General features: G+C 64.1%; 21 protein-coding genes. 10 read left to right on the top strand and 11 right to left on the bottom strand.

The window, feature by feature from the left end:
• Position 1 precedes the first annotated feature (1 nt).
• The 5 genes from ctaD (at position 2) to ABC383_RS28240 (ending at position 4,217) form a co-directional block, all read left to right on the top strand.
• A complete protein-coding gene (gene ctaD / locus ABC383_RS23995) occupies positions 2 to 1,954 on the top strand; it encodes a cytochrome c oxidase subunit I (protein ID WP_413017929.1) in 1,953 nt (650 codons plus the stop codon).
• The gene (locus ABC383_RS23990; RefSeq protein ID WP_413017927.1) at positions 1,947 to 2,555 is read left to right on the top strand and encodes a cytochrome c oxidase subunit 3; all 609 of its coding nucleotides are present in this window, start codon (positions 1,947 to 1,949) and stop codon (positions 2,553 to 2,555) included. The genes ctaD and ABC383_RS23990 overlap by 8 nt, the downstream gene beginning before the upstream one ends.
• Positions 2,548 to 2,988 carry a hypothetical protein gene (locus ABC383_RS23985; protein ID WP_413017926.1) on the top strand — a complete coding sequence of 147 codons (441 nt, stop codon included), beginning with the start codon at positions 2,548 to 2,550 and terminating at the stop codon, positions 2,986 to 2,988. The genes ABC383_RS23990 and ABC383_RS23985 overlap by 8 nt, the downstream gene beginning before the upstream one ends.
• A 46-nt stretch (positions 2,989 to 3,034) precedes the next feature.
• Positions 3,035 to 3,385 carry a c-type cytochrome gene (locus ABC383_RS23980; RefSeq protein ID WP_413017924.1) on the top strand — a complete coding sequence of 117 codons (351 nt, stop codon included), beginning with the start codon at positions 3,035 to 3,037 and terminating at the stop codon, positions 3,383 to 3,385.
• A 256-nt stretch (positions 3,386 to 3,641) separates the two neighbouring features.
• A complete protein-coding gene (locus tag ABC383_RS28240; RefSeq protein WP_487247474.1) occupies positions 3,642 to 4,217 on the top strand; it encodes a four-helix bundle copper-binding protein in 576 nt (191 codons plus the stop codon).
• Here ABC383_RS28240 and ABC383_RS23975 read toward each other — a convergent pair.
• Positions 4,109 to 5,230, bottom strand: coding sequence for a hypothetical protein (locus ABC383_RS23975; protein ID WP_413017922.1), 1,122 nt, complete (start codon positions 5,228 to 5,230; stop codon positions 4,109 to 4,111). The genes ABC383_RS28240 and ABC383_RS23975 overlap by 109 nt on opposite strands.
• Before the next feature lie 234 nt (positions 5,231 to 5,464).
• The gene (locus tag ABC383_RS23970) at positions 5,465 to 7,843 is read right to left on the bottom strand and encodes a heavy metal translocating P-type ATPase (protein WP_413017920.1); all 2,379 of its coding nucleotides are present in this window, start codon (positions 7,841 to 7,843) and stop codon (positions 5,465 to 5,467) included.
• Positions 7,844 to 7,932: 89 nt separating this feature from the next.
• Here ABC383_RS23970 and ABC383_RS23965 point away from each other — a divergent pair, with 89 nt between their 5' ends.
• Together ABC383_RS23965 and ABC383_RS23960 are read left to right on the top strand one after the other, a co-directional pair.
• Positions 7,933 to 8,199, top strand: coding sequence for a hypothetical protein (locus ABC383_RS23965; protein WP_413017919.1), 267 nt, complete (start codon positions 7,933 to 7,935; stop codon positions 8,197 to 8,199).
• 258 nt (positions 8,200 to 8,457) lie between these two features.
• On the top strand, positions 8,458 to 8,697 hold the full coding sequence (locus ABC383_RS23960) for a hypothetical protein (protein WP_413017917.1): 240 nt from the start codon (positions 8,458 to 8,460) through the stop codon (positions 8,695 to 8,697).
• 65 nt (positions 8,698 to 8,762) lie between these two features.
• Here ABC383_RS23960 and ABC383_RS23955 read toward each other — a convergent pair whose 3' ends face one another.
• The 8 genes from ABC383_RS23955 to ABC383_RS23925 form a co-directional block, all read right to left on the bottom strand.
• The gene (locus ABC383_RS23955; RefSeq protein ID WP_413017915.1) at positions 8,763 to 9,008 is read right to left on the bottom strand and encodes a hypothetical protein; all 246 of its coding nucleotides are present in this window, start codon (positions 9,006 to 9,008) and stop codon (positions 8,763 to 8,765) included.
• A gap of 80 nt (positions 9,009 to 9,088) precedes the next feature.
• Complete coding sequence (locus ABC383_RS23950) at positions 9,089 to 9,604, bottom strand: MgtC/SapB family protein (protein ID WP_413017913.1); 516 nt, start codon at positions 9,602 to 9,604, stop codon at positions 9,089 to 9,091.
• Positions 9,605 to 9,631: 27 nt separating this feature from the next.
• Positions 9,632 to 9,955 (bottom strand): hypothetical protein, encoded by a 324-nt coding sequence (locus tag ABC383_RS23945; protein WP_413017912.1) that lies wholly within the window; start codon positions 9,953 to 9,955, stop codon positions 9,632 to 9,634.
• A gap of 1 nt (position 9,956) precedes the next feature.
• Positions 9,957 to 10,955 carry an NrfD/PsrC family molybdoenzyme membrane anchor subunit gene (gene nrfD / locus ABC383_RS23940; protein WP_413018474.1) on the bottom strand — a complete coding sequence of 333 codons (999 nt, stop codon included), beginning with the start codon at positions 10,953 to 10,955 and terminating at the stop codon, positions 9,957 to 9,959.
• A gap of 7 nt (positions 10,956 to 10,962) precedes the next feature.
• Positions 10,963 to 11,868 (bottom strand): 4Fe-4S dicluster domain-containing protein, encoded by a 906-nt coding sequence (locus tag ABC383_RS23935; protein ID WP_413017910.1) that lies wholly within the window; start codon positions 11,866 to 11,868, stop codon positions 10,963 to 10,965.
• Positions 11,843 to 14,446 carry a molybdopterin-dependent oxidoreductase gene (locus ABC383_RS23930; protein ID WP_487247473.1) on the bottom strand — a complete coding sequence of 868 codons (2,604 nt, stop codon included), beginning with the start codon at positions 14,444 to 14,446 and terminating at the stop codon, positions 11,843 to 11,845. Before ABC383_RS23930 ends, ABC383_RS23935 begins: the two co-directional genes overlap by 26 nt.
• A gap of 21 nt (positions 14,447 to 14,467) precedes the next feature.
• Positions 14,468 to 15,061, bottom strand: coding sequence for a hypothetical protein (locus tag ABC383_RS28235; RefSeq protein WP_487247472.1), 594 nt, complete (start codon positions 15,059 to 15,061; stop codon positions 14,468 to 14,470).
• An 8-nt stretch (positions 15,062 to 15,069) separates the two neighbouring features.
• The gene (locus ABC383_RS23925) at positions 15,070 to 15,360 is read right to left on the bottom strand and encodes a hypothetical protein (RefSeq protein WP_413017906.1); all 291 of its coding nucleotides are present in this window, start codon (positions 15,358 to 15,360) and stop codon (positions 15,070 to 15,072) included.
• Between the two features lie 141 nt (positions 15,361 to 15,501).
• On the opposite strand from ABC383_RS23925, the gene selB reads away from it, so the two are divergent.
• Together selB and ABC383_RS23915 are read left to right on the top strand one after the other, a co-directional pair.
• Positions 15,502 to 17,466, top strand: a complete 1,965-nt coding sequence (selB, locus tag ABC383_RS23920) for a selenocysteine-specific translation elongation factor (RefSeq protein WP_413017904.1) — start codon at positions 15,502 to 15,504, stop codon at positions 17,464 to 17,466.
• Between the two features lie 234 nt (positions 17,467 to 17,700).
• On the top strand, positions 17,701 to 18,561 hold the full coding sequence (locus ABC383_RS23915; RefSeq protein WP_413017902.1) for a c-type cytochrome: 861 nt from the start codon (positions 17,701 to 17,703) through the stop codon (positions 18,559 to 18,561).
• A gap of 28 nt (positions 18,562 to 18,589) precedes the next feature.
• Here the strand turns inward: ABC383_RS23915 and ABC383_RS23910 are convergent, their stop codons facing one another.
• Positions 18,590 to 19,081, bottom strand: a complete 492-nt coding sequence (locus ABC383_RS23910) for a beta/gamma crystallin domain-containing protein (protein ID WP_413017900.1) — start codon at positions 19,079 to 19,081, stop codon at positions 18,590 to 18,592.
• Between the two features lie 279 nt (positions 19,082 to 19,360).
• On the opposite strand from ABC383_RS23910, the gene ABC383_RS23905 reads away from it, so the two are divergent.
• The gene (locus ABC383_RS23905) at positions 19,361 to 20,365 is read left to right on the top strand and encodes a TRAP transporter substrate-binding protein (protein ID WP_413017898.1); all 1,005 of its coding nucleotides are present in this window, start codon (positions 19,361 to 19,363) and stop codon (positions 20,363 to 20,365) included.
• Positions 20,366 to 20,369: the final 4 nt, after the last annotated feature.

The raw sequence follows: 20,369 nt of genomic DNA, 5'->3' as shown, positions 1-20,369 counted from the left end.
CTTGACCACCACTGAACTCATCCGCCAGCCCGAGGTCGTCGCCGCCGGCTACGATTCGCCCACCGCCCGGCGGCTGGAGAAGATCTGGAAAACCACCCCCGGCCTGCTCGGCTGGCTGACCTCGGTCGACCACAAGGAGATCGGCAAGCGCTACCTGGTGACGGCCTTTGCCTTCCTGGTGATCGGCGGCATCGAGGCCCTGATCATGCGCCTGCAGCTGGCAAGGCCAGAGCAGCATCTGCTGTCCGCTGACCAGTACAACCACCTGTTCACGATGCATGGCCTGACCATGATCTTCCTGTATGCGCTGCCGGTCCTGTCCGGCTTCAGCAACTTCCTGTTCCCCCTGCTGCTGGGTTCGCGCGACATGGCCTTTCCGCGGCTCAATGCGTTTTCGTACTGGGTCTACCTGGCAGCCGGCATCTTCCTCTACCTCGCGCTGATGCACGACCGCACGCCGGACGCGGGCTGGTTCAACTACACGCCTTACACGCTGCGCAAATATGATCCGGGGCAGGGCATGGACATCTATGCGCTGGGCATGGTGCTGCTGGGAGTATCGACCACCGTCGGGTCCGTCAATTTCGTCGTTACGCTGCTGCAGATGAAGGCGCCAGGCATGTCGATCAACCGCATCCCGGTGATCATCTGGGGCACCCTGACCGCATCGGTCGGCAACCTGTTCGCGGTGCCGGCCGTCAGCCTTGCCTTCTTCATGCTCTGGACCGACCGCAACTTCGACACGCACTTCTTCGACGCCGCCCATGGCGGCCATCCGCTGCTGTGGCAGCACCTGTTCTGGATGTTCGGCCACCCATGGGTCTATGCCATCGTGTTACCGGCGATGGGCATCGTCTCGGACGGCCTGCCGATCTTTTGCCGCCGCCCGCTGGTCGGCTACACGCTGGTCTCGATGTCGACGGTGCTCACCATGTTCATCGGCTTCGGCGTCTGGGTGCATCACATGTTCGCAACCGGCTTGCCGCCGCAGTCGCTGTCCTTTTTCGGCGCGGCCAGCATCGTGATCGTGATCCCGAGCGCCGTCGCCGTATTCGCCTGGATCGCCACGATCTTTACCGGCAGGCCGGTCTACACCACCGCCTTCCTGTTCCTTGCAGGCTTCATCTTCCTGTTCACGCTCGGCGGCGTGTCGGGCTTCATGACTGCCGCAGTGCCGGTGGACTGGCAGCTTACCGACACCTACTTCGTGGTGGCCCACCTTCACTATGTCCTGCTGGGCATCAATTTCTTCCCGGTTATCGCCGGAATCTACATCTGGTTTCCGAAGTTCACCGGGAAAATGATGAACGAACGGCTCGGCAAGTGGAATTTCTGGGTGATGTTCATCGGCTTCAATCTCGGCTTTTTCCCCATGCACTGGCTGGGGCTGATCGGCATGCCGCGCCGGGTCTACACCTACCCAGCAGGCATGGGCTGGGACCTGCCCAACATGATCACCAGCATCGGCTCCTTCCTGTTTGCGTTCGGCATCCTGCTGTTCTTCATCAATGTGTTCGTCAGCGCCAGGCGCGGCGCCAGGGCCGGGCGCAATCCGTGGGACGGCTCCTCGCTTGAATGGTCGACGCCGTCGCCGCCGCCCTCGTTCAATTTCGTCGTGATCCCCAGCATCGCCACCCGTCACCCGCTGTGGGAAGAACGGATCGGGGAGGGCGAGGCAGGCTCGAAGCTGGAAGAGGGCCTGCTGCTGGACCGGGGCAAGCAGACCGTCTCGACGACGGCGCTGAACGGCGAGCCCCAGGCGATCCTCAAGATGCCGGAAGATTCATGGTCGCCACTGCTGATGACGCTTGCGCTTTCGGCACTGTTCGTCGGCATGCTGTACCACTGGTGGTGGTTCACGCTTGCTGCCGTTCTGGCAAGCGTCGCCGTCACCATCGCCTGGCTGTGGCCGCGCGCCTCGCTGGGGCAAACCGCGGGAGAACATCATGGCTGAACTCGTCGGCGAGCCGGGGCCGCTGCCCGTGGGCAGCAAGGGGCATAAGGCATCGGGATGGTGGGGCATGTGGATGATGATACTTACCGAGGCCTCGCTGTTTGCCTACCTGCTGTTTTCCTACGCCTACCTGGGCATGCAGTCCCACGGCGGCTGGGTGCCGGAATTGCCCAAGCTGCAGATAGCGCTGCCCAACACGGTGCTGCTGGTCGCCAGCAGCCTGGTGCTGTACTGGGGCGAGAGCGGCATCAAGAAAGGGAAGACGGGAAGGCTGGTCGCCGCGCTGGCCCTGACCCTGCTGATGGGCGCGGTGTTCGCCGGGCTGCAGGGCCTGGAGTGGCACAACAAGAAGTACGGGCCGGACGCCGATGCCTATGCCTCGTCCTATTTCATGACGACGGGGTTTCACATGGCGCATGTGATCGGCGGCCTGCTGATGATCGCAGCGCTGCTGCTGTGGGCGGCGATGGGCAAATTCAATGCGCAGCGCCATGCCGCGGTGTCCATAGGCGCGCTGTACTGGCACTTCGTCGACGTCGTCTGGCTGGCGGTGTTTGCGACCTTCTACATCAGCCCTTACCTGGTGTCGCGCCATGGCTAGCCCGCATGCCTCAGATGCGCATGCCGAGGGCAAGGCCAGCGCCCCGGTCAGCCTGAGAGCTCTCTGGTTCGGGTTGCTGGCCGCTCCGCTGGCATGGTCGGCGCAGGAACTGGTCTGCTATTACCTCGCCAGCCGCCTGTGCCGGCTGCGCGCAGCGGGCTATGGCGCCGAGCTTGCGCTGCGGCTGTCGCCATCTTTCCTGATCGTCACCGTCATTACCTTCCTGATTGCGCTGGCCGGCGCCTGGACCGCCTGGTCGAACTGGCGCAAGGTGCGTGACGTGCGGCGCGAATCCAACCTGCATCCGCGCGAGATCCATGCCGAGCGGTCGCGCTTCATGGCCCGCTGCGCGCTGATCTTCAATGTCGGCTTCCTTGGCGCCTTTGTCTTCATGACATCGGAATTCATCGTGGCGCCGCTATGCGGCACCTGAACAAGGAGAATCGCATGCGTCACATCGCTAACCTGGGGAACTGCCGATGCTGAAGAGACTATGGACGACGTTGGCCTGCCTGATGGTCTGCACAGCGGCGCCTGCGGCGGCAGCCGACGCGGATGCCGGGCGCGGCATGGCGGCGATAGCGCGCCATGGTTGCGTCGCTTGCCATGTGATCCCTGGCGTCGCCAGTCCGGGCAGCAATGTCGGACCGCCGCTGGAAAAGGTTGCCACGCGCGGCTACATCGCGGGCGTACTGGCCAATACCCCCGACAACATGCGGCGCTGGCTGCGCAATCCTCCCGCGGTGGATCCTTTGACTGCGATGCCGGACCTGCACCTGAGCGAGCAGGATGCCGCGGATATTGCGGCCTACCTGTACACGTTGAAGTAAGACCGGGAAGGCGCTGCTTTTTCGCCTTCCATCGCGCTCGACCGGTGACCGGCAGCGGCAGAGTCAGCCTTGTGAGGGACGGCGACACCTGTTGCCTGGACGCGTCGGCATACCTGGTGGATTCATGCGAAGCGCAGGCAGGCAAGTCGTTTCGATGAGGGGCACCCCGGCACTGGATGCCGGTCCCTGAACCAAACCTGGCATCCATTGCCAAACGCAGATTGCCAACTGCGCCAACGACCTGGAGTTATTTGTCATGACTCACCAATTCCTTTCCAGTATCGACGCTTGCCGCAGCTGCGCGGCCGCCTGCGATGCATTGTTGGCTGGCGCAAGGACAGACATGCCTGCCGGTCTGCATTCCTTACTGTCCGACTGCGCCGATACCTGCCGCATGACTGCGCAATTCCTGCTGGCGGATAAGGACCCGGCCGAGGTGGCCTGCCGCGCGTGCGCCGACATCTGCGGGAGCACTGCGAGCCGGTGCGAGCAAGTGCAGGAGGCGTCCTTCCAGCTTTGCGCCCATGCGGCGCGCCAGTGTGCCGAAGAATGTGACCGGGTTGCCCCTGGGCCGGAAGAAGGAAGATCCGACAGGTGGCCCTTACGCTGGATGAACGGGCATGTTTCGGCCCGGGTTCTCCCGCTTCTGTATCGACCGGTAAGACAGGCTGCATACGCATCGCATCGTCGCTGTCGGAAAGCTTCAGGATGCAGATCCGCGGCTTACTCCGCCTGCGCGGACATCTCATCCCGCACCTGGTCGTCAGGAAGGCTGTACACCGGCGCAAACCCGCCTTCGGGCGTTCGGAAATTCGTTGTCTGCCCCTGGTAAAGGCGGGCTGCGGTCGACTGGATCGTGCCCTGGTAGGCATAACAGCGTATGTCGAACTTGAGGTTGTCGGGCGCTGCACGACTGCCAGCGACCCTTTCCCCAGGCGCCATCACCGCCTGGGCGACATAGTCCGCCTGCAGGATTTCCTGAAACACCCGCCTGGTGAGCTTGTCGCCGCGGTAGGTGGCCTTGCTGCCATAGCCCGCGCTCGGCTTGAAGTACAGCTGCCGGCGGCGGCTCCACAGATCTTCCTCCTGGGCTGCATCCACGACTTCGGTATGCAGCACATGCGCGGCAAGCACATCGATCACCGCTTGCGGCACGCCAAATTCCTCCAGTCGCTGCCTGTCGGAAAGCAGCGCCAGGTTGCGCTTGTCCGCATACAGCGCATGCGCTTGCGGATGCGGCGTCAGTACGACCGCATTGGCAAGAAAGGCCGCCCGCAAGGGCGCGCTGGCGCCGTCCTCCAGCATGAAATCCGTCAGCCGGTTGTACACCAGGTCAATCGCGGTATCGCCAGCCCACAACACGCCGTCCCGGAATGCCAGTTCGCCGGGATCTGCAATGATGGCTGTCAGGCCATGCCGTTCGAACAGGCTCTGGAACAGCAGGAATTCGGGATACAGGTATTGCTCCTGCGGCGACGTATCGACGATGGCGATGGTCCGCAGCGGCTGCGTGCGCCTGGACAGGCGCCACTCCTCCATGAACATGGCGACGATGCGCTGGTCCAGCGTGGCCGCGGACGCTGTTGCCGCGGCGAGGCGCTGGTCATCCAGGCAGCAGGCATGCTGGGCTTGCGCCATTACCGAGTTGAGCATCGCGCCGCCTGCATTGGTATTGATCTCGATGAGGCCGATGCGATCGCCAGCCACATGGAAGTCATAGCCGAAGAATACGCCGCGGGCGCCGCCGGGGTCATGGCGCGCAATCGCAGGCGCCCGGGACAGGACGAAGTCCCGGTACGCCGGCAAGGCGACCACGGCTTCGACTGCTTTGACGAGCCCGGACATCTCCCCGGCCCGGCTGTCGGAAATGAATACGGGTCTTGCTGAAAAAACGGTGGGACACCGCTCCTTCAGCAAGACCACGGAGGCCGCGGAGCCGAGTTCCGCGGCGAGCTTTGTATCAAGCGCTTTCTTGTCCAAAGTGACGCAGAAGCAATTGCTGTTAAGCCGTTCACTGATCAATTACTTGCCCTTTCCGGTTGCAGGCGCATTGCCTGGAAGTTTGCCTGGTCGTCGCCTTCATGTCTTCTTACCTCGCAGACGCAGCGCATTGGTAATGACCGAGACAGAGCTGAGGCTCATCGCCAGGGCCGCGATCATCGGCGACAGCAGGTGTCCGGTCCAGGGATAAAGCAGGCCGGCCGCGATCGGGATGCCCAGCGCGTTGTACAGGAAGGCGAAACCCAAGTTCTGGTACATATTGCGCACGGTCTCATTCGAAAGCACACGGGCGCGGGCAATCGAGCGCAGGTCGCCCTTCACCAAGGTGACATGGGCGCTGTGGATGGCGACGTCGGTGCCCGTTCCCATCGCGATGCCGACGTCGGCTTTGGCCAGGGCCGGCGCGTCGTTGATGCCGTCTCCCGCCATCGAGACCTTTCTGCCCTGCGCCTGGAAGCGTTCCACCAGCTTCAGCTTGTCCTGCGGCTTTACTTCGCCATGGAATTCGTCGATGCCGAGCTGGCGGGCGACCGCTTCGGCTGTCGTCACGCCGTCGCCGGTCGCCATCACGACATGCAGGCCGCTTTCCTCCAGCGTCCGGAGCGCTTCCGGCGTCGTCTCCTTGACCGGGTCGGCCACGGCGACGAGGCCTGCCAGGCGCCCATCCTGCGCCAGGTACATGACGCTGGCTCCCTCGCGACGAAGGGTTTCCGCCTGATCGGCGAGTGCATGCCACGCTACCTTTTCCGCATCCATCAGCGCGGTATTGCCAAGGGCGATGCGCTTGCCCGCAACGACGCCGCGCACGCCGATCCCGGTAGACGATTCGAAGGATTCCGGCTTGTCGAGCTTCATGCCGCGACGGTTCGCCTCCTTGACGATCGCCTGCGCCAGTGGATGTTCGCTACCCTGGTCAATGCTGGCGGCGAGCCTCAACACCTCTTCATCCGAATAGCCGGCAGCGGCGGCGGCCCGGTCGAAGCCCGGCTTGCCCTCGGTGAGGGTGCCGGTCTTGTCGACGATCAGCGTGTCGATGGTGCGCATCGCTTCGATGGCGGCCGCATCGCGGAACAGGATGCCCTGGGTTGCCGCGCGGCCCGTCGCCGCCATGATGGACATCGGCGTCGCCAGCCCGAGCGCGCAGGGACAGGCAATGATCAGGACCGCGACTGCATTGACGAAGCCGAAGACCCAGCTTGGCTCGGGGCCGAAGAAGCCCCAGCCCAGCAGCGTCAGCACAGCGATGCCGACCACGGTCGCAACGAAATAGCCGGCCACGACATCTGCGAGCCGTTGCAGCGGCGCCCTGGACCGCTGTGCTTGCGCCACCATCTGCACGATCTGCGACAGCATGGTCTGGCCGCCGACTTTTTCCGACCGCATGATCAGGCTGCCGTTCGTATTGAGCGTCGCGCCGATCAGCTTGTCGCCTGGAGCCTTGGTCACCGGCACCGGTTCGCCGGTCAGCATGGACTCGTCGACCGCGCTTTCGCCTTCGACGACCACGCCGTCGACCGGCACCTTTTCACCGGGCCGCACCCGCAGGGAGTCGCCTATGTGGACATGGGTCAGCGGGACATCCTCCTCGGTCCCGTCGTCGCGTATGCGCCGGGCCGTTTTCGGCGCCATCCCGAGCAGCGACTTGATGGCTTCCGAAGTCTGGGAGCGCGCCTTCAGTTCCAGTATCTGCCCCAGCAGGGTCAGCGAAATGATGGCGGCCGCGGCCTCGAAATACACGCTGACCCGGCCGTGGCTGGCAAAGCTGCTCGGGAAGATCTGCGGCGCGACGACGGCAACGACGCTGTAGACGTAGGCCGCCGCCACGCCGGTGCCAATCAGCGTCCACATATTCGGGCTGCGGTTCGCAATCGACTGTGCCCAGCGCACGAAGAATGGCCAGCCCGCCCAGAGCACGACCGGCGTGCTCAGGGCCAGCTCGATCCAGTTTTGTCCCCGCAATCCCTGCGGAAACAGCAGGTGGCCGAACATGGCCAGCACGAATACCGCAACGGACAGCGGCAGGGTCCACCAGAAGCGATGACGGAAGTCGATTAGTTCCGGGTTTTCCTCGTCTTCCAGTGTCGGCACCTCCGGTTCGAGCGCCATGCCGCACTTCGGGCAGGTGCCTGGCGCCGGCTGCCGGATTTCAGGATGCATCGGGCAGGTGTAGATCGTCCCTTCCGGCATCGTGGCCGCGGTGCCGTCGTCAGGGCTTCCGGGGCCGGTATAAGCCGCCGGGTCGGCACGGAATTTGTCCATGCAGCGTGTGCTGCAGAAGTGGTAGATCTGGCCGCCGTGTTCGATTTCCTTTTCCGGATTCGCCCCGACTTTCATGCCGCACACCGGGTCGGTATAGGGCTTGTCTACGGCTTGCGCAGCGCTGCCGCTGCCAGCCTCGACGATGGAAGCATCATGGGCGTGATGTCCATGATGATGGGAGTGTGCATTGGTTTTCATGTACTGCCTCCAGTAGCCGGGCAGATTGCCTGTCCAGACATTGAACGCCGCACCTCGGCGGGCCAGGTGCAGTCACAGGAATGAGAATTGTGAGCCGGGCACTCCGTCGCAAGTCGTCCATTCGTCGCAATGGCTTCAGGAGCGGTTTCTGCACACGCTCCTGCGGCTTCGATGCCTTCGATTTCTCCGTTGCCGGTGTGATACGCCGAATCCGCCTCACCGCGCTGATCGAAGGAGCATGCATTCCTTCCGGGCCGAAAAGCGACACGCGGCTGGGGAAATTACATTTGAATGAACGTACCTGTTTTTTGGCACTGGATAAGTGGCTTGGTTCGACATCTGCCGAGCTTGCTTGAGGATTATTGAGGCGGCGCAAGGCCGCTCCCGGCCCTATGGGCAATACAGGCGGTCGCCTACCGCGGTCCTTGCGGCGGCGCTTGTTCCTGAACTCAAAGCAGCGGCGGATGTCTCTTCATCCATGGCCCTGAAAGGGTTTCAGATTCCACTTATCACGCAACGTTTGCGGCACGGGCGCCGGACCGTCGCAGGCTGTGCCGGTTCATTTGAACCGGCTCCACGGTCCCCTGGCTGACAACCATGAAAGGAAGTTTTCCATGTCCATTGGCGACAAACCGACCTTTGATGATGGACGCACCATCGTCCCTTCCCACCATCCGATGCCCGGAGTCGACGACGAGGTGATCGACGTTGGCCGCAAGACCGGCGCACAACTGCCGCCGGCAAAAGATGCGGAGGAAGAAAAGCATATCGACTGGGATGACCGGGAATCCGCCGCGTCGGACGCGCCCGACGCGGCGGATGTGATCAAGCCGTTCGAGCCTGGCCGCAAATAGCGGCAAGCATATTGCCGCCCCAGCCGCCACCGCGAAGCAGCGACTGGTGGCCCCGTAGCGCCGCTTCAGACCGCCTTTTCAAGTGCGCACAAATTGTCCACTTCGACTTTGGCCAGTTCGATGCCTGCCATGCAGGCCGCCTCGGCGGTGCGATGGAAATTGAGGGTGCGCCGGCGCAGAACCACGTCCTTGCCGTCCGCCTGCTGTCCTGCTCTCAGGATGCAGTAGCGGTATTCCCACAGTCCCTCATGATCCATGACTGGCGTGACCAGCAGCTGGAAGCCGCGATAGGCTAGTGTCGTTGTCTGCATAATGCCTCCTTGAAAAGTATCGATGAATCCGGCGCTGTCGATGGCGTCCGAAGACGCCGGCAGGAAGCGCTCGGAAGGGTTTAATCCTGCTTGTCGTGCCCGGCGCGGTTTTTCCGGACCGCCATCGCCGACTCGATCCGGTACAGGCCCGACAGCACGAACAGGGTGATGATGGCGCTGAGCGTTGCCGTCATTTCGCGGCCGAGTCCTGCGGCTATGCCTATGGCGGCAGTCATCCAGATGCTGGCTGCCGTGGTCAGCCCATGGATTTCTTCGTCGCGCTGCAGCTTCAGGATGGCGCCGGCGCCGAGGAAGCCGATGCCGGCGATGATGCCCTGCAGTACGCGGCTCAGGTCCTCCAGCGCCATGCCCGCCTGCAGCGGCGTCAGCACGAAGATGGCGGCCCCGAGCGTAACCAGCATGTGCGTGCGCAGCCCGGCCGACTTGTTTCTGGACTCCCTGTCGTAGCCTATCAGCGCGCCGAGCAGCGCCGCCACCAGCAGCCGCAGCGTGACGCGAGTCCATTCCTTCAGGTCGGCCAGGTCTGAAAATTCTTCCATCACCGTCGTCCAGATCGCTTGCCACCATTGGTCCATATACCTCCTCCGAAAGCATGGGCCTGCTCAGCGCGGGCTGATGTCACGGATCAGCGCGGCCAACGCCTTTCGCAATGCCTCGATACGCGGCCAATGCACGCCGCCCAGCGGGTATTCAAGGCTGGCCATGACGCTGGCGGACTGGTTCAGCCGCGGCAGCAGGTCGGTCGGGCCGGCCGGCTCATCGGCTCGCCGCGCGGCGATCACGGCGTTGCGTACCTGCGCGAGCATGCGTGCCGGGTCCGCCAGCGACTTCAGCGGTTTGGACGTGCTTTCCGGCGTCATTGATTCCAGTGCATCCAGCACGTGCTGAAGCTCGGTACGCACCGCGTTGGCTGTGATCGCATCCATGCTAGCGTCCTCCTCCGCCGCCGGCCTGTGTCAGGCCGAGGTATTCGCTCGGCTCGCGCGCCGACTGGTTGCCGGCGCGGAAGACGGCCGCGCGCATCAGCAGGCCGCCGGCCAGCACGCCCAGCGCCGCCGCCCTGGAAAGGGCTTGCCGCCGCGCTGGCAGCAATGCGCCCAGGCAGTAACACGCCAGCGGCAGCGTATGGCCGAGGTGTCGCGCCAGCGCGTCTTCGCTGGCGGTGGCGGCATCCATGCCGGACGCCTGCGTCAGCCCCTTGCGCGCTTCGTTGGCATGCGCCGCGGCCGACAGAACGGAACCGGCAGCGGTGGACAGCGCGGCCAGCCGGTCGAGCGAACGGGTCCTGCCCCTGGCTTCGGCCAGGGACAGGGCCGCGGCGGCGGTGGCCATCGCCGAGCTGGCGAAGCGTGCGCTGAGCAGGCGCGGGCCGGCAGCCCAGAGCGGCGTGCTGGTGGCCGCCAGCAGCGCGCCGGTGTAGAAGGTCATGCCGGCGCCAGTCAGCGCCGCCGGCACTTCCGACACCCGCGCCAGGCGCCGCGACCAGCGCCGGCCGGGCCGGCTGAAGAACTGGGCCAGCGCCGTCAGGCCGCTGAAGCCGGCAAATCCACTCAGGATCACGGTGCCGATCGACATCGGCGATGTCGGCCGGAATATGCGCAGCATGTTGTACCAGCGTTTCGGCGTATGCAGGTCCGCAATCAGCAGCGTGGCGCCCGTTGCGGCGCCGGCGACCGCGATGTAGCGGCCGTTGCGTATCATGCCGGCATAAGCGCTGCGCCCGCCCAGGTCTGCGACCGATGCAATGATCTGGGCCGCGCCGCTGAGGCCGGCGATAAAGGTATAACCCCATACCAGCGCGCCGTAGCTACTGGGCTTGACCGCGGGCTGGCCATAGTAAGAGGGGCCGACGTAGTGTGAGACCGTTGTAGCCGATCCGCGCGCGCTGGCAGGCGCCTGGATAATTCCGACATCCTCTGCTTTCATGGTCACCTCAGTTCCTTTCCGTGTCCGACGCCAGCAGGCCGGCCGCGGCCAGCGCCAGGCCGGCAATCGTGGCGAGCCCGGCCAGCAGCGCCGGCCTGACCCGCGTCGACGGCAGTGTCGGCGCCTCGGGCAGGTTGTAGACGCCGGGCCGGTCGGTCAGCAGGAAGAAGGCGTTGAGTTCGCCGATGCCGCCGCTTGCGCCCGGCGTGCCGGGCGTGCCGTACAGGTAGGCCGATCGCACGCCCATGTCGTGCAGCTGGTGCTCGCGGCTGGCGGCGCGGCGGTGCAGCTCATTGAGCTCGCCAAACTGTATCGACTCGGTCGGGCAGGCCTTGGCGCAGGCCGGTTCCAGCCCGCCCTTGAGCCGGTCGTAGCACAGCGTGCACTTGTGCGCCTTGCCGTCGATCTGGCTCAGCTCCACCACGCCGAACGGGCATGCGGGCACGCAGTAGCCGCAGCCGTTGCAGATGTCCTGCTGCACCACCACGGTGTCGAACTCGGTGCGGAACAGCGCGCCGGTCGGGCAGGCTTCCAGGCAGGCGGCGTTGCCGCAGTGCTTGCAGACGTCGCTCATCATCAGCCAGTGGCTCTGGTAGGGCGGCATTGCCGTCGGCCGCTCGCCGTTGCTGCCCATCTGCTCGATGAAGCGCACGTGGCGCCAGGTGTCGGCCGACAGCGCGCGGGTGTTGTCATAGCTCATGCCTGACAGGCCGAGGTCGTCGGCCGGCAGCGCATTCCACTCCTTGCAGGCGACCTCGCACGCCTTGCAGCCTATGCAACGGGTGGTGTCGGTGAAGAAGCCGTAACGCCGGCCGGGCACGATCCTGACGCCCGCAGTCAGCTCGGACTCGTTGGCGATCATGCCGCGCATGACCGACTCGTTGTGCTCAGCTTTCGTCGTGCCTGGATCCATCGTGTTCTCCGTTCCCGGGCCTTCCGAGGCGGCCCTTGCGCAGGTTGCAGGTAAACGCCTTGCCCTCATGGATGGACGTGTTCGGATCGCCGACCACGCTGCTGAGGACGTTGGCGATGTCGCCGGTCGCATAGCCTTCCCAGCCGAAATGGAAGGGCATGCCGATCTGAAAGACCCGCTTTCCGCCGATCTCGAAAGGCCGCAGGCGCGCCGTCACCATCGCCCGGGTCTCGATCTCGCCGCGCGCGGTCGACAGCACCACCCAGTCGAGGTTGGCGATGCCCAGTTGCGCCGCCAGTTCGTCCGGTATCTCCGCAAAGCCTTCCGGCTGCAGTTCGGCGGTGGTGGCCACCGAGCGGGTCGGGGTGCCGCCGGAGTGGTGCTCGGTCAGCCGGTAGGTCGTGAACGCATACGGATAGCGCGGGTCGCCCGGCGCATGGTAGAGATTGAAATCGCGCTCCCATTTCTTGGCGACCGGGCTGTCCTGCTGCGCATACAGCGCATTCTTCACCGGCGACTCGACCGGCTCGTAATGGGTCGGCAGCGGTGCATCCTTCAGGCCGGAAGGCACGAACAGCGAGCAGCGCCCATCGGCGATCATGATGAAAGGATCGCCGCCGCCGAGCGCATCCATGCCGGTGGGATGTTGACGCCAGTCGGGCGTATAGTCCGGGCGCTTGTCTTTCTCGAAATCGACTTCGTCCGGGCTCTGCCAGCTGCCTTTCGCCTCGTCCCACCACACCAGCCGCTTGCGCTCCGACCAGGGCCGGCCCTGCGGGTCTGCCGATGCCCGGTTGTACATGGTGCGCCTGTTGGCCGGCCAGGCAAAACCCCAGCCGAGGTGGGTTCCCGGACCATCGGGGCCATCAGCCTGCCTGGACCGCGCCTGGTTATGGCCCTCGCGCGGGAAGACGCCGCTGTAGATCCAGGCGCCGCAGGCAGTGCTGCCGTCATCCTTGAGTTCCTTGAAGCTGCCGACCTGCCGGCGTTCCGGCCAGGTATAGCCGTTCATTTCCCTCAGGATGGCTTCCGCCGACGGCTCGATGCGCTCGCCCTTGGTCGGGTAGTCCCAGGTCAGGTTCTTGATCGCATCGTCGCGCGGATCGTCGCTGTCGGCATACAGTGCCTTGAGGCGGCGCCCGAGGTGGAAGATGAACCACAGGTCGGAGCGGTTGTCGCCGGGCGCGTCCACCATCTTGTCATGCCACTGCAACAGCCTGTGGGTGTTGGTGAAGGTGCCTTCCTTCTCGCCGCTGGCCAGCGAGCTGGGCAGCAGGAAGACCTCGGTCGCGATATCTCCCGTCGCCAGGTCGCCGGCCTTCACCGGCTGCCCGGCGTACCAGAAGGACGCCGTTTCGGTCTCGGTGAAGTCTCGCACCACCAGCCAGTCCAGCCCGGCCATGCCGTGCTGCACGACCCGGGCCGAATTGCTGCCGCCCACCACCGGGTTCTGGCCGATGACGAACATGCCGCGGATCAGGCCGTCGCGTATGGCCAGCGTCATTGGCAGCTGGGAATGGTCGCCGACGTTTTTAGGCAGCCACCGGTAGCCCCATTCATTGCCGGCGCTTGCATTGTCGCCATACCATGCGCGCAGCAGGCTCACCGCATACTTCGGGAAGTTGTGCCACCAGCCGGTCGGCGTCTGCTCCGCCTCCAGGTATCGCTGCAGCGTGCCGTGCGGCTTGTAGGCGTTCGGTTGCGGCAGGTAGCCGGGCAGCATGTTGTAGAGCGTCGGAATATCGGTGCTGCCCTGTATGCTGCAATGGCCGCGCAGCGCCAGGATGCCGGCGCCGGGGCGGCCGACATTGCCGAGCAGCGCCTGGATGATGGCTGCGGCGCGGATGATCTGCACGCCCGTCGTATGGTGGGTCCAGCCGACCGCATAGCAGATGCTGCCGGTGCGCTCCCGGCCCGCATTGCGGGCGAGCGCATCCGCCACGCTGATGAAGGTGTCGCGCGGACAGCCGGTGACTTCCTCCACTTTTTCCGGCGTATAGCTTGCGTAGTGCCGCTTCAGTATCTGGTACACGCAGTGCGGATGCTGCAGCGTCTCGTCGCGGTGTGGCGGCCCCTCGCTCATGCGCCGTGTGCTCTCGCTGAACGATTCGGTGGTATTGACGTAATGCTCGGCCAGCGACGACGGCACGGTCATGCCTTCATACTGCCAGCTGTCGTAGCTGTACTTGCGGCCCTTGTCGTCCCAGCCCGAAAACAGCCCGTCGAGTTCAGCCGCGTCCTGGAAGCGCGGGTCGATGATGGTCGACAGGTTGGTATAGGCCATCGCATATTCCCTGAACCATAAATCGTTTTCCAGCAGGTAATGGATGATCCCGCCGAGGAAGGCAATGTCGCTGCCGGCGCGCAACGGCGCATAAATGTCCGCCAGCGCCGAGGTCCGGGTGAAGCGCGGGTCGGCATGGATGATGGTCGCGCCCTTGTCCTTTGCCTGCAGCACGAAGCGGAAGGCGATCGGATGGTTTTCGGCCATGTTGGAACCCATCACCAGCACCACGTCGGCGTTGGCGAGTTCCCATTGCGGCATGGTGGCGGCGCCGCGTCCGTAGGAGGCACCCAAACTGGGCACCGAGGAGCTATGTCATATTCGCGCCTGGTTTTCAATCCACACCATGCCGAGGCCGCCGCTGAAGAGCTTCTTGATCAGGTAGTTTTCCTCGTTGTCCAGCGTGGCGCCCCCGAGCGAGCCTATGCCCAGCGTATGGTTGACGGTCTCGCCGCCGGGCAGGGTCTCCACGAAGGTTTCATCGCGGGTCTTTTTCACCAGCGCCGCGATGCGGTCCATCGCCCAGTCCAGCGGCTTCTGTTCCCAGCGCAGCGAATGCGGCGCACGGTAGAGCACGTGGTTGATGCGCTGCTGGCTGCTCATCCAGCCGAACGTTGCGGCGCCCTTAGGGCACAGGGTGCCCTGATTGATCGGGCTGCGGGGATCGCCTTCGATATGGATGACCTTGTCCTTCTTCACGTAGATCAGCTGAGCGCAGCCGACCGCGCAGTACGGGCAGATGCCGGTGCCGACCCGGTCGGCCTGCTCCAGACGCGGCCGCAACTGCTGCGACATGTCGCTTCGGGCAGCATCCGACTTGACCGGCTCGCCGCGCAGCTGCCGTGGCACTGACCAGTTCTTCAGAAATCCGGCCAGTCGCCGGGAGGGTGAATTCCGGTTTTGCTTCATGGCTATCCTCATTCCTGTTCAGGTTGTTTGGCGATGCGGTCATGTCCGACGACGTCATGGGCGATGGCGGCAATTTTTCCGGGCGCCGGCGCATGACTGACGCGCACTTCCCTGCCCGCCAGTTGCAGGCGTTCCAGATCCTGCCATTCAAGCGGAGCATCATGCGCGAGCACGAAGAGCGCATGAGCGCCTTGCTCATCAACGAGCCGGAAGCGGTGTTCCTGCACCAGGGTAATGACGCCGTAACTTGTCTGCATCGTGTCCGCCGGGTCTGCAACATAGGCGAGAAGGGCATGCAAGACTTATGCCGCCGACCGGCGCAGAAATTGCTCGGCCATTGCCGGCGTGCCGCCGCTATCGACGTCGGCATCGATCATGGGAGACTTCCTGAAATGCACTTGGTCAACGGAGACAGCGCCGGTCCTGGGCAGCCAGGCAGCATGCCCGCACAGGCATCGCCACGGCAGTCGCATCTGGCGCTTGGGGTGATCGGCCATGTCGATCACGGCAAGACCAGCCTTGTCAGGGCCATCAGCGGAATCGAAACCGACCGGCTGGAGGAGGAGCGGCGGCGCGGCATGTCCATCGTTCTCGGCTTCGCCTGGATGGCCTTCGAAGAGGGCATCGTCGACATCATCGACGTACCGGGCCACGAACAGTTCGTGCGGACCATGGTGGCCGGCGCCACCGGCATCGGCGCCGTGCTGCTGGTCGTGGACGCCCGCGAGGGCATCATGCCGCAGACTGTGGAGCATGTCGCCATTACCAGTCTGCTCGGCGTCAGGCAGGGACTGATCGCCGTCACCAAAAGCGATCTCGTCGCCGTTGGCGAGCGCAGGGCGCTGCTGGAACGGTTGCGCGCCTTCCTCAAGGGCAGCCACCTCGAAGGCGCACCCGTGGTCTTCACGTCGGCGCGGACCGGCGAAGGCATGCAGGAAACCGGCGCCGCCCTGCGCCGCCTACTGCAAGCGCAAACCGAGCCGGTGTCTTCAGGAGCGCGCTGCTATCTGCCGGTTGACCGCGTATTCAGCCTGCGGGGCAGCGGCACCGTCGTCACCGGCACGCTGCGCGCCGGCCGGCTCATGGTCGGCGATGAACTGGAACTGCTGCCCTCGGGGCGGCGCACCACCGTGCGCCAGCTGCAGTGCCATAACCAGTCCGTGAGTACGGCGTCCCCGGGGCAGCGGGTTGGCGTCAACCTGCGGCATCTGGACACCAGCGACATCCACCGTGGCGACGTGCTGGCGCCGGTCGGAATGCTGCGTCCCAGCTGTCTGCTGGATGTCGATATCAGAATGGCGCCTGGCGCTCCCCGCAGCCTGTCGGACGGCCAGGCGGTGCGCCTGTTGATCGGCGCCAGCGACGTGGCGGCGACAGTGCGCCTGCTGGCGCAGAACAAGCCCGGTTCAGACCAGTGTGTCGTCGCTCAGCTACGCACGCACCGGCCAGTGGTCGCAGCCGTGAACGAGCCTTTCATCCTGCGCAGCGATACCCCGCCAGCGACGCTCGCCGGGGGCAGGGTGCTGGAACCTGCTGCGACCTGGCTGCGGCGCTCGGACCGGCAGGGCCTCGCGCGGCTGCACGTCATTGCGCGCGGCGATGGCATCGACATCCTGCTTGAACGGCTCAAGACGGCCGGGCACCGGGGGATGCCCCTGTCGGAGATCGCCGATGCCCTGGCCGGCATTGGCCTTGACGCCAGGGATATTCCTGACGTCAGGCCAGTGGATGACAGGCTTGCGGTCTACCAGCCTCTGCTCGCCGAACTCGCAGGACAGCTGGATACTGCGCTGGAACGCTACCATGCACAAGCGCCCTGGCAGGCCGGAGCACCCCTGTCATGGTGCCGTGCGCAATTGCCGGCTGACATGGCGCCGCCTGTCTTCAGGGCCATGCTGCATGACATGACGGCTGCGGGCCGCATCGCCATCGCTGACGGCCTGGCGCGCCTGCCCGGGCACGACCCGCTGGGGGCTTTGCCACCCGTCGACCGCCAGCTGGCGCTGGATATCGAGGCGCGCCTGCGCGACGGCGGCATGTCGCCGCCAGATCCTGCCGCGCTGGCAGATGGCCGCAGGCCGGCCGCACTGCTGCGCATGCTGACCGACCTGCGCCGCTGCGTGCTGCTTGAAGGCCAGCTCCCGGGCCAGCGCATTGCCTTTCACCGTGACGCCATGCAATGGGCGCACGAGCGCCTCCTCGAAGCGTATCCATCGCCGACGCAGTTCACTGTTTCGGATGCGCGTCAGGCATGGCGCACCAGCCGCAAGTTTGCCGTTCCCATGCTCGCGCATTTCGACAGGCTCGGCTACACGCGGCGCAGCGGTGACCTGCGCATCGTGGTGCCCATCAAGCCGTCCGTAGGCATTGTCCCGACGAAAGTAAAACATGAAAAACTTACATGAGGCTGTAATTATATTTACACGAATGTATTTCCTGAGCGCCGTTCTTTCGGATTGAGAGGTGGAGTGCCCGCCTGTGCTCAAGGGCATTAAATGGCATTGGCGAAAGCCAATGGCATGGAGGTTGCAGGCCCGATCCACTGGCACATGGATAGACAGTAACAGCCATGTACCGAGCAGCGGGCTGCGCAGCTTCGCAGCGCTGCGCCGGCCATTCGTCCTTTCTTCAACGACCTGATGAAAAAAGCCATCCTGATCATCCAAACGGTATTCGTCACGGTCGGCATGCTGCTGGTGGCCGGTGCGCTGGGCGCGGCGGCTTTCGTCTACGCCGGCGTGTATGACGTTGCCGCCACAAAGCATCACACGGGGCTGACCTATCATCTGCTGCATTACGCGATGCTGCGCTCGGTTAAGACGCGGGCCGACGACATCAAGCCGCCGCCGCTCAATGCGCCGGATCGATTTCGCAGCGGCCTGGCGCTCTATGCCGGACACTGCGTGCAATGCCATGGCGCGCCCGGCGTGTCGCCTGAGCCATTCGCTTTCGGCCTGCGACCAGCGCCTGTCAACTTGGTGGAGCCGGGGAGGAACTGGACGCCCTCGCAGATTTACTGGATCGTCAAGCATGGCGTGAAGATGACCGCCATGCCCGGCTGGCAATACCGGCTGACCGAGGAAGAATTGTGGGACCTGGTTGCTTTCGTCAAGCGTCTGCCAGCCTTGTCGCCGGTTGAATACAAGACGTTGGAGGCGGCTGCGGCGCAACCCCACCGAAAGGCGGCGGCACGGATAGGCGGCCAGCCCGACGGCGATCCGAAAGCGGGCCTGCACGCGGTCTATCAGTATCTTTGCGTGACCTGCCATGCCATCCCCGGTACCGTTGAAGGCAGCCCCAACGTCGGCCCGCCTCTGGGAAGCGTGGCCACGCGCCGTTACCTTGGCGGCGTGCTGCTCAATACGCCCGACAACATGGTGCGCTGGCTGATGAATCCACAGGCGATCGATCCGCGCTCGGCGATGCCCGACCTGCATGTCAGGGAGCAGGATGCGCGCGACATCGCGGCGTACCTGTATTCGCTGGATAAATCGCGGTGACAGGCGGGCCGGGCAGACTGGGCCGCGGTTATTCCTTGCAGTTCAGCTTGAGCGCATCGATCGACTGTATGAAGCCCAGGTCTTTACGCAGCTGTTTCACCTCGAAGCCGGGCGGAAACGTGCGCTCCAGGCCGCGAAACCCTTCCACTTCGTAGACGGTCAGGCTGGCCTTGGGTCCGACGATCAGGCTTTCCGCCTTGTGGTGCCAGTCGAGGCCCACCGGCGTATGCAGGGAACGTATATCGGCGGGGCCGGCGACCGCAATGCTGTCCTTTCCGTTGTAATTCTTGTCCGGAAACATCCAGACCCAGCATCCTCTCGCCAGCGTGGGCTTGCTGCGCAGCTCGGTCGGGTCCAGCATCACCAGGGGAGCGACTGCAGGCGCCACCTGGACGGCACTACCGGAAGCGGGGGCAGGAGCAGGCGCAGCAGCTTGCTGCTTTTCCTGCGGGGAAGCTGCGATCGGCAGCAGCATTGCAGCCGCCAGCGTTGATATCCTGAAAATTCCGTTCGATGTCATTGCTGCTCTCCAGCAGGGCCGACGATGATGCTGCTCAAACAGTCGGCAGTATTAAATTGGGGCAAATATAAATTCACTATAAGCTAAACGCGTCGGGTGTCAACTGCCGCCGGCGACATGCGTCGCCAAGGGGGTTCGCGTCAGGCAAGCGGATGGCATGGGCATGTCTGTCGATTTCGCGCAAAGGCCTTGCGGATATCCACAATTGGCGAGCACGCAGATGAAGACCACATTTCACCAATAACAAGCGAATTCATTTCTATGCGAACGGAGACCGTTATGAGACCCCGCTTTCTTTTTGCCGTTGTCACCGCGTGCATGCTGACATCCGCTTCCGCTTATGCGGAGGACCCGATCATCATCAAGTTCAGTCACGTTGTAACCAAGGAAACCCCCAAGGGAAAAGGCGCAGAGCGTTTCAAGGAGCTGGCCGAGAAAGCCACCAATGGCCGGGTCAAGGTCGAGGTTTATCCGAACAGCGTGCTGTACAAGGACAAGGAGGAACTGGATGCGCTGCAACTGGGGGCGGTCCAGATGCTGGCGCCGTCGCTGGCCAAGTTCGGCCCGCTGGGCGTGAAGGAATTCGAAGCCTTCGACATTCCCTATATCTTTCCCACCCGGGATGTTCTGCACCGCGTGACCGAAGGGCCGGTCGGCAAGAGCTTGATGAAGAAGCTTGAGCCGAAGGGCATCGTCGGACTGGCCTACTGGGACAACGGTTTCAAGGACATGACCGGCAACAAGCCACTGCTGCATCCGAAGGACTTCAGGGGCATGAAGATGCGCATCCAGTCGTCCAAAGTGCTTGACGCGCAGATGCGCGCCCTGGGCGCCAATCCGCAGGTGATGGCTTTTTCCGAGGTGTACCAGGCGCTCCAGACCGGCGTGGTGGACGGCACCGAGAACACGCCGTCCAATATCTACACGCAGAAAATGCACGAGGTGCAAAGCGACCTGACCGTGTCCGAGCATGGCTATATCGGTTATGCGGTCATCGTTAACAAGAAGTTCTGGGACGGCCTTCCGGCCGACATACGCACCCAGCTTGAAGGTGCGATGAAGGATGCGACCAAATACACCAATGCCATTTCCGAGCAGGAAAACGCACAGGCGCTGGATGAGATACGGAAGTCGGGCAAGACCAATGTCCATGTGCTCACCGACGCCGAGAAGGCGGAATGGCGCAAGGCGCTGCTGCCGGTGCGCAAGGAGGTCGAGGGCCGTGTCGGAAAGGCTGTGCTGGCAGCGGTCGACAAGGAGTCGGCGGCTCTTGGGGCGCAGTGATTCA

The organism is Noviherbaspirillum phoenicis (genome assembly GCF_047237965.1).
Classification (GTDB): domain Bacteria; phylum Pseudomonadota; class Gammaproteobacteria; order Burkholderiales; family Burkholderiaceae_D; genus Noviherbaspirillum_A.
The sequence above is the reverse complement of the archived record's forward strand: the minus strand, read 5'-3'. Positions and strand labels throughout refer to the sequence as shown.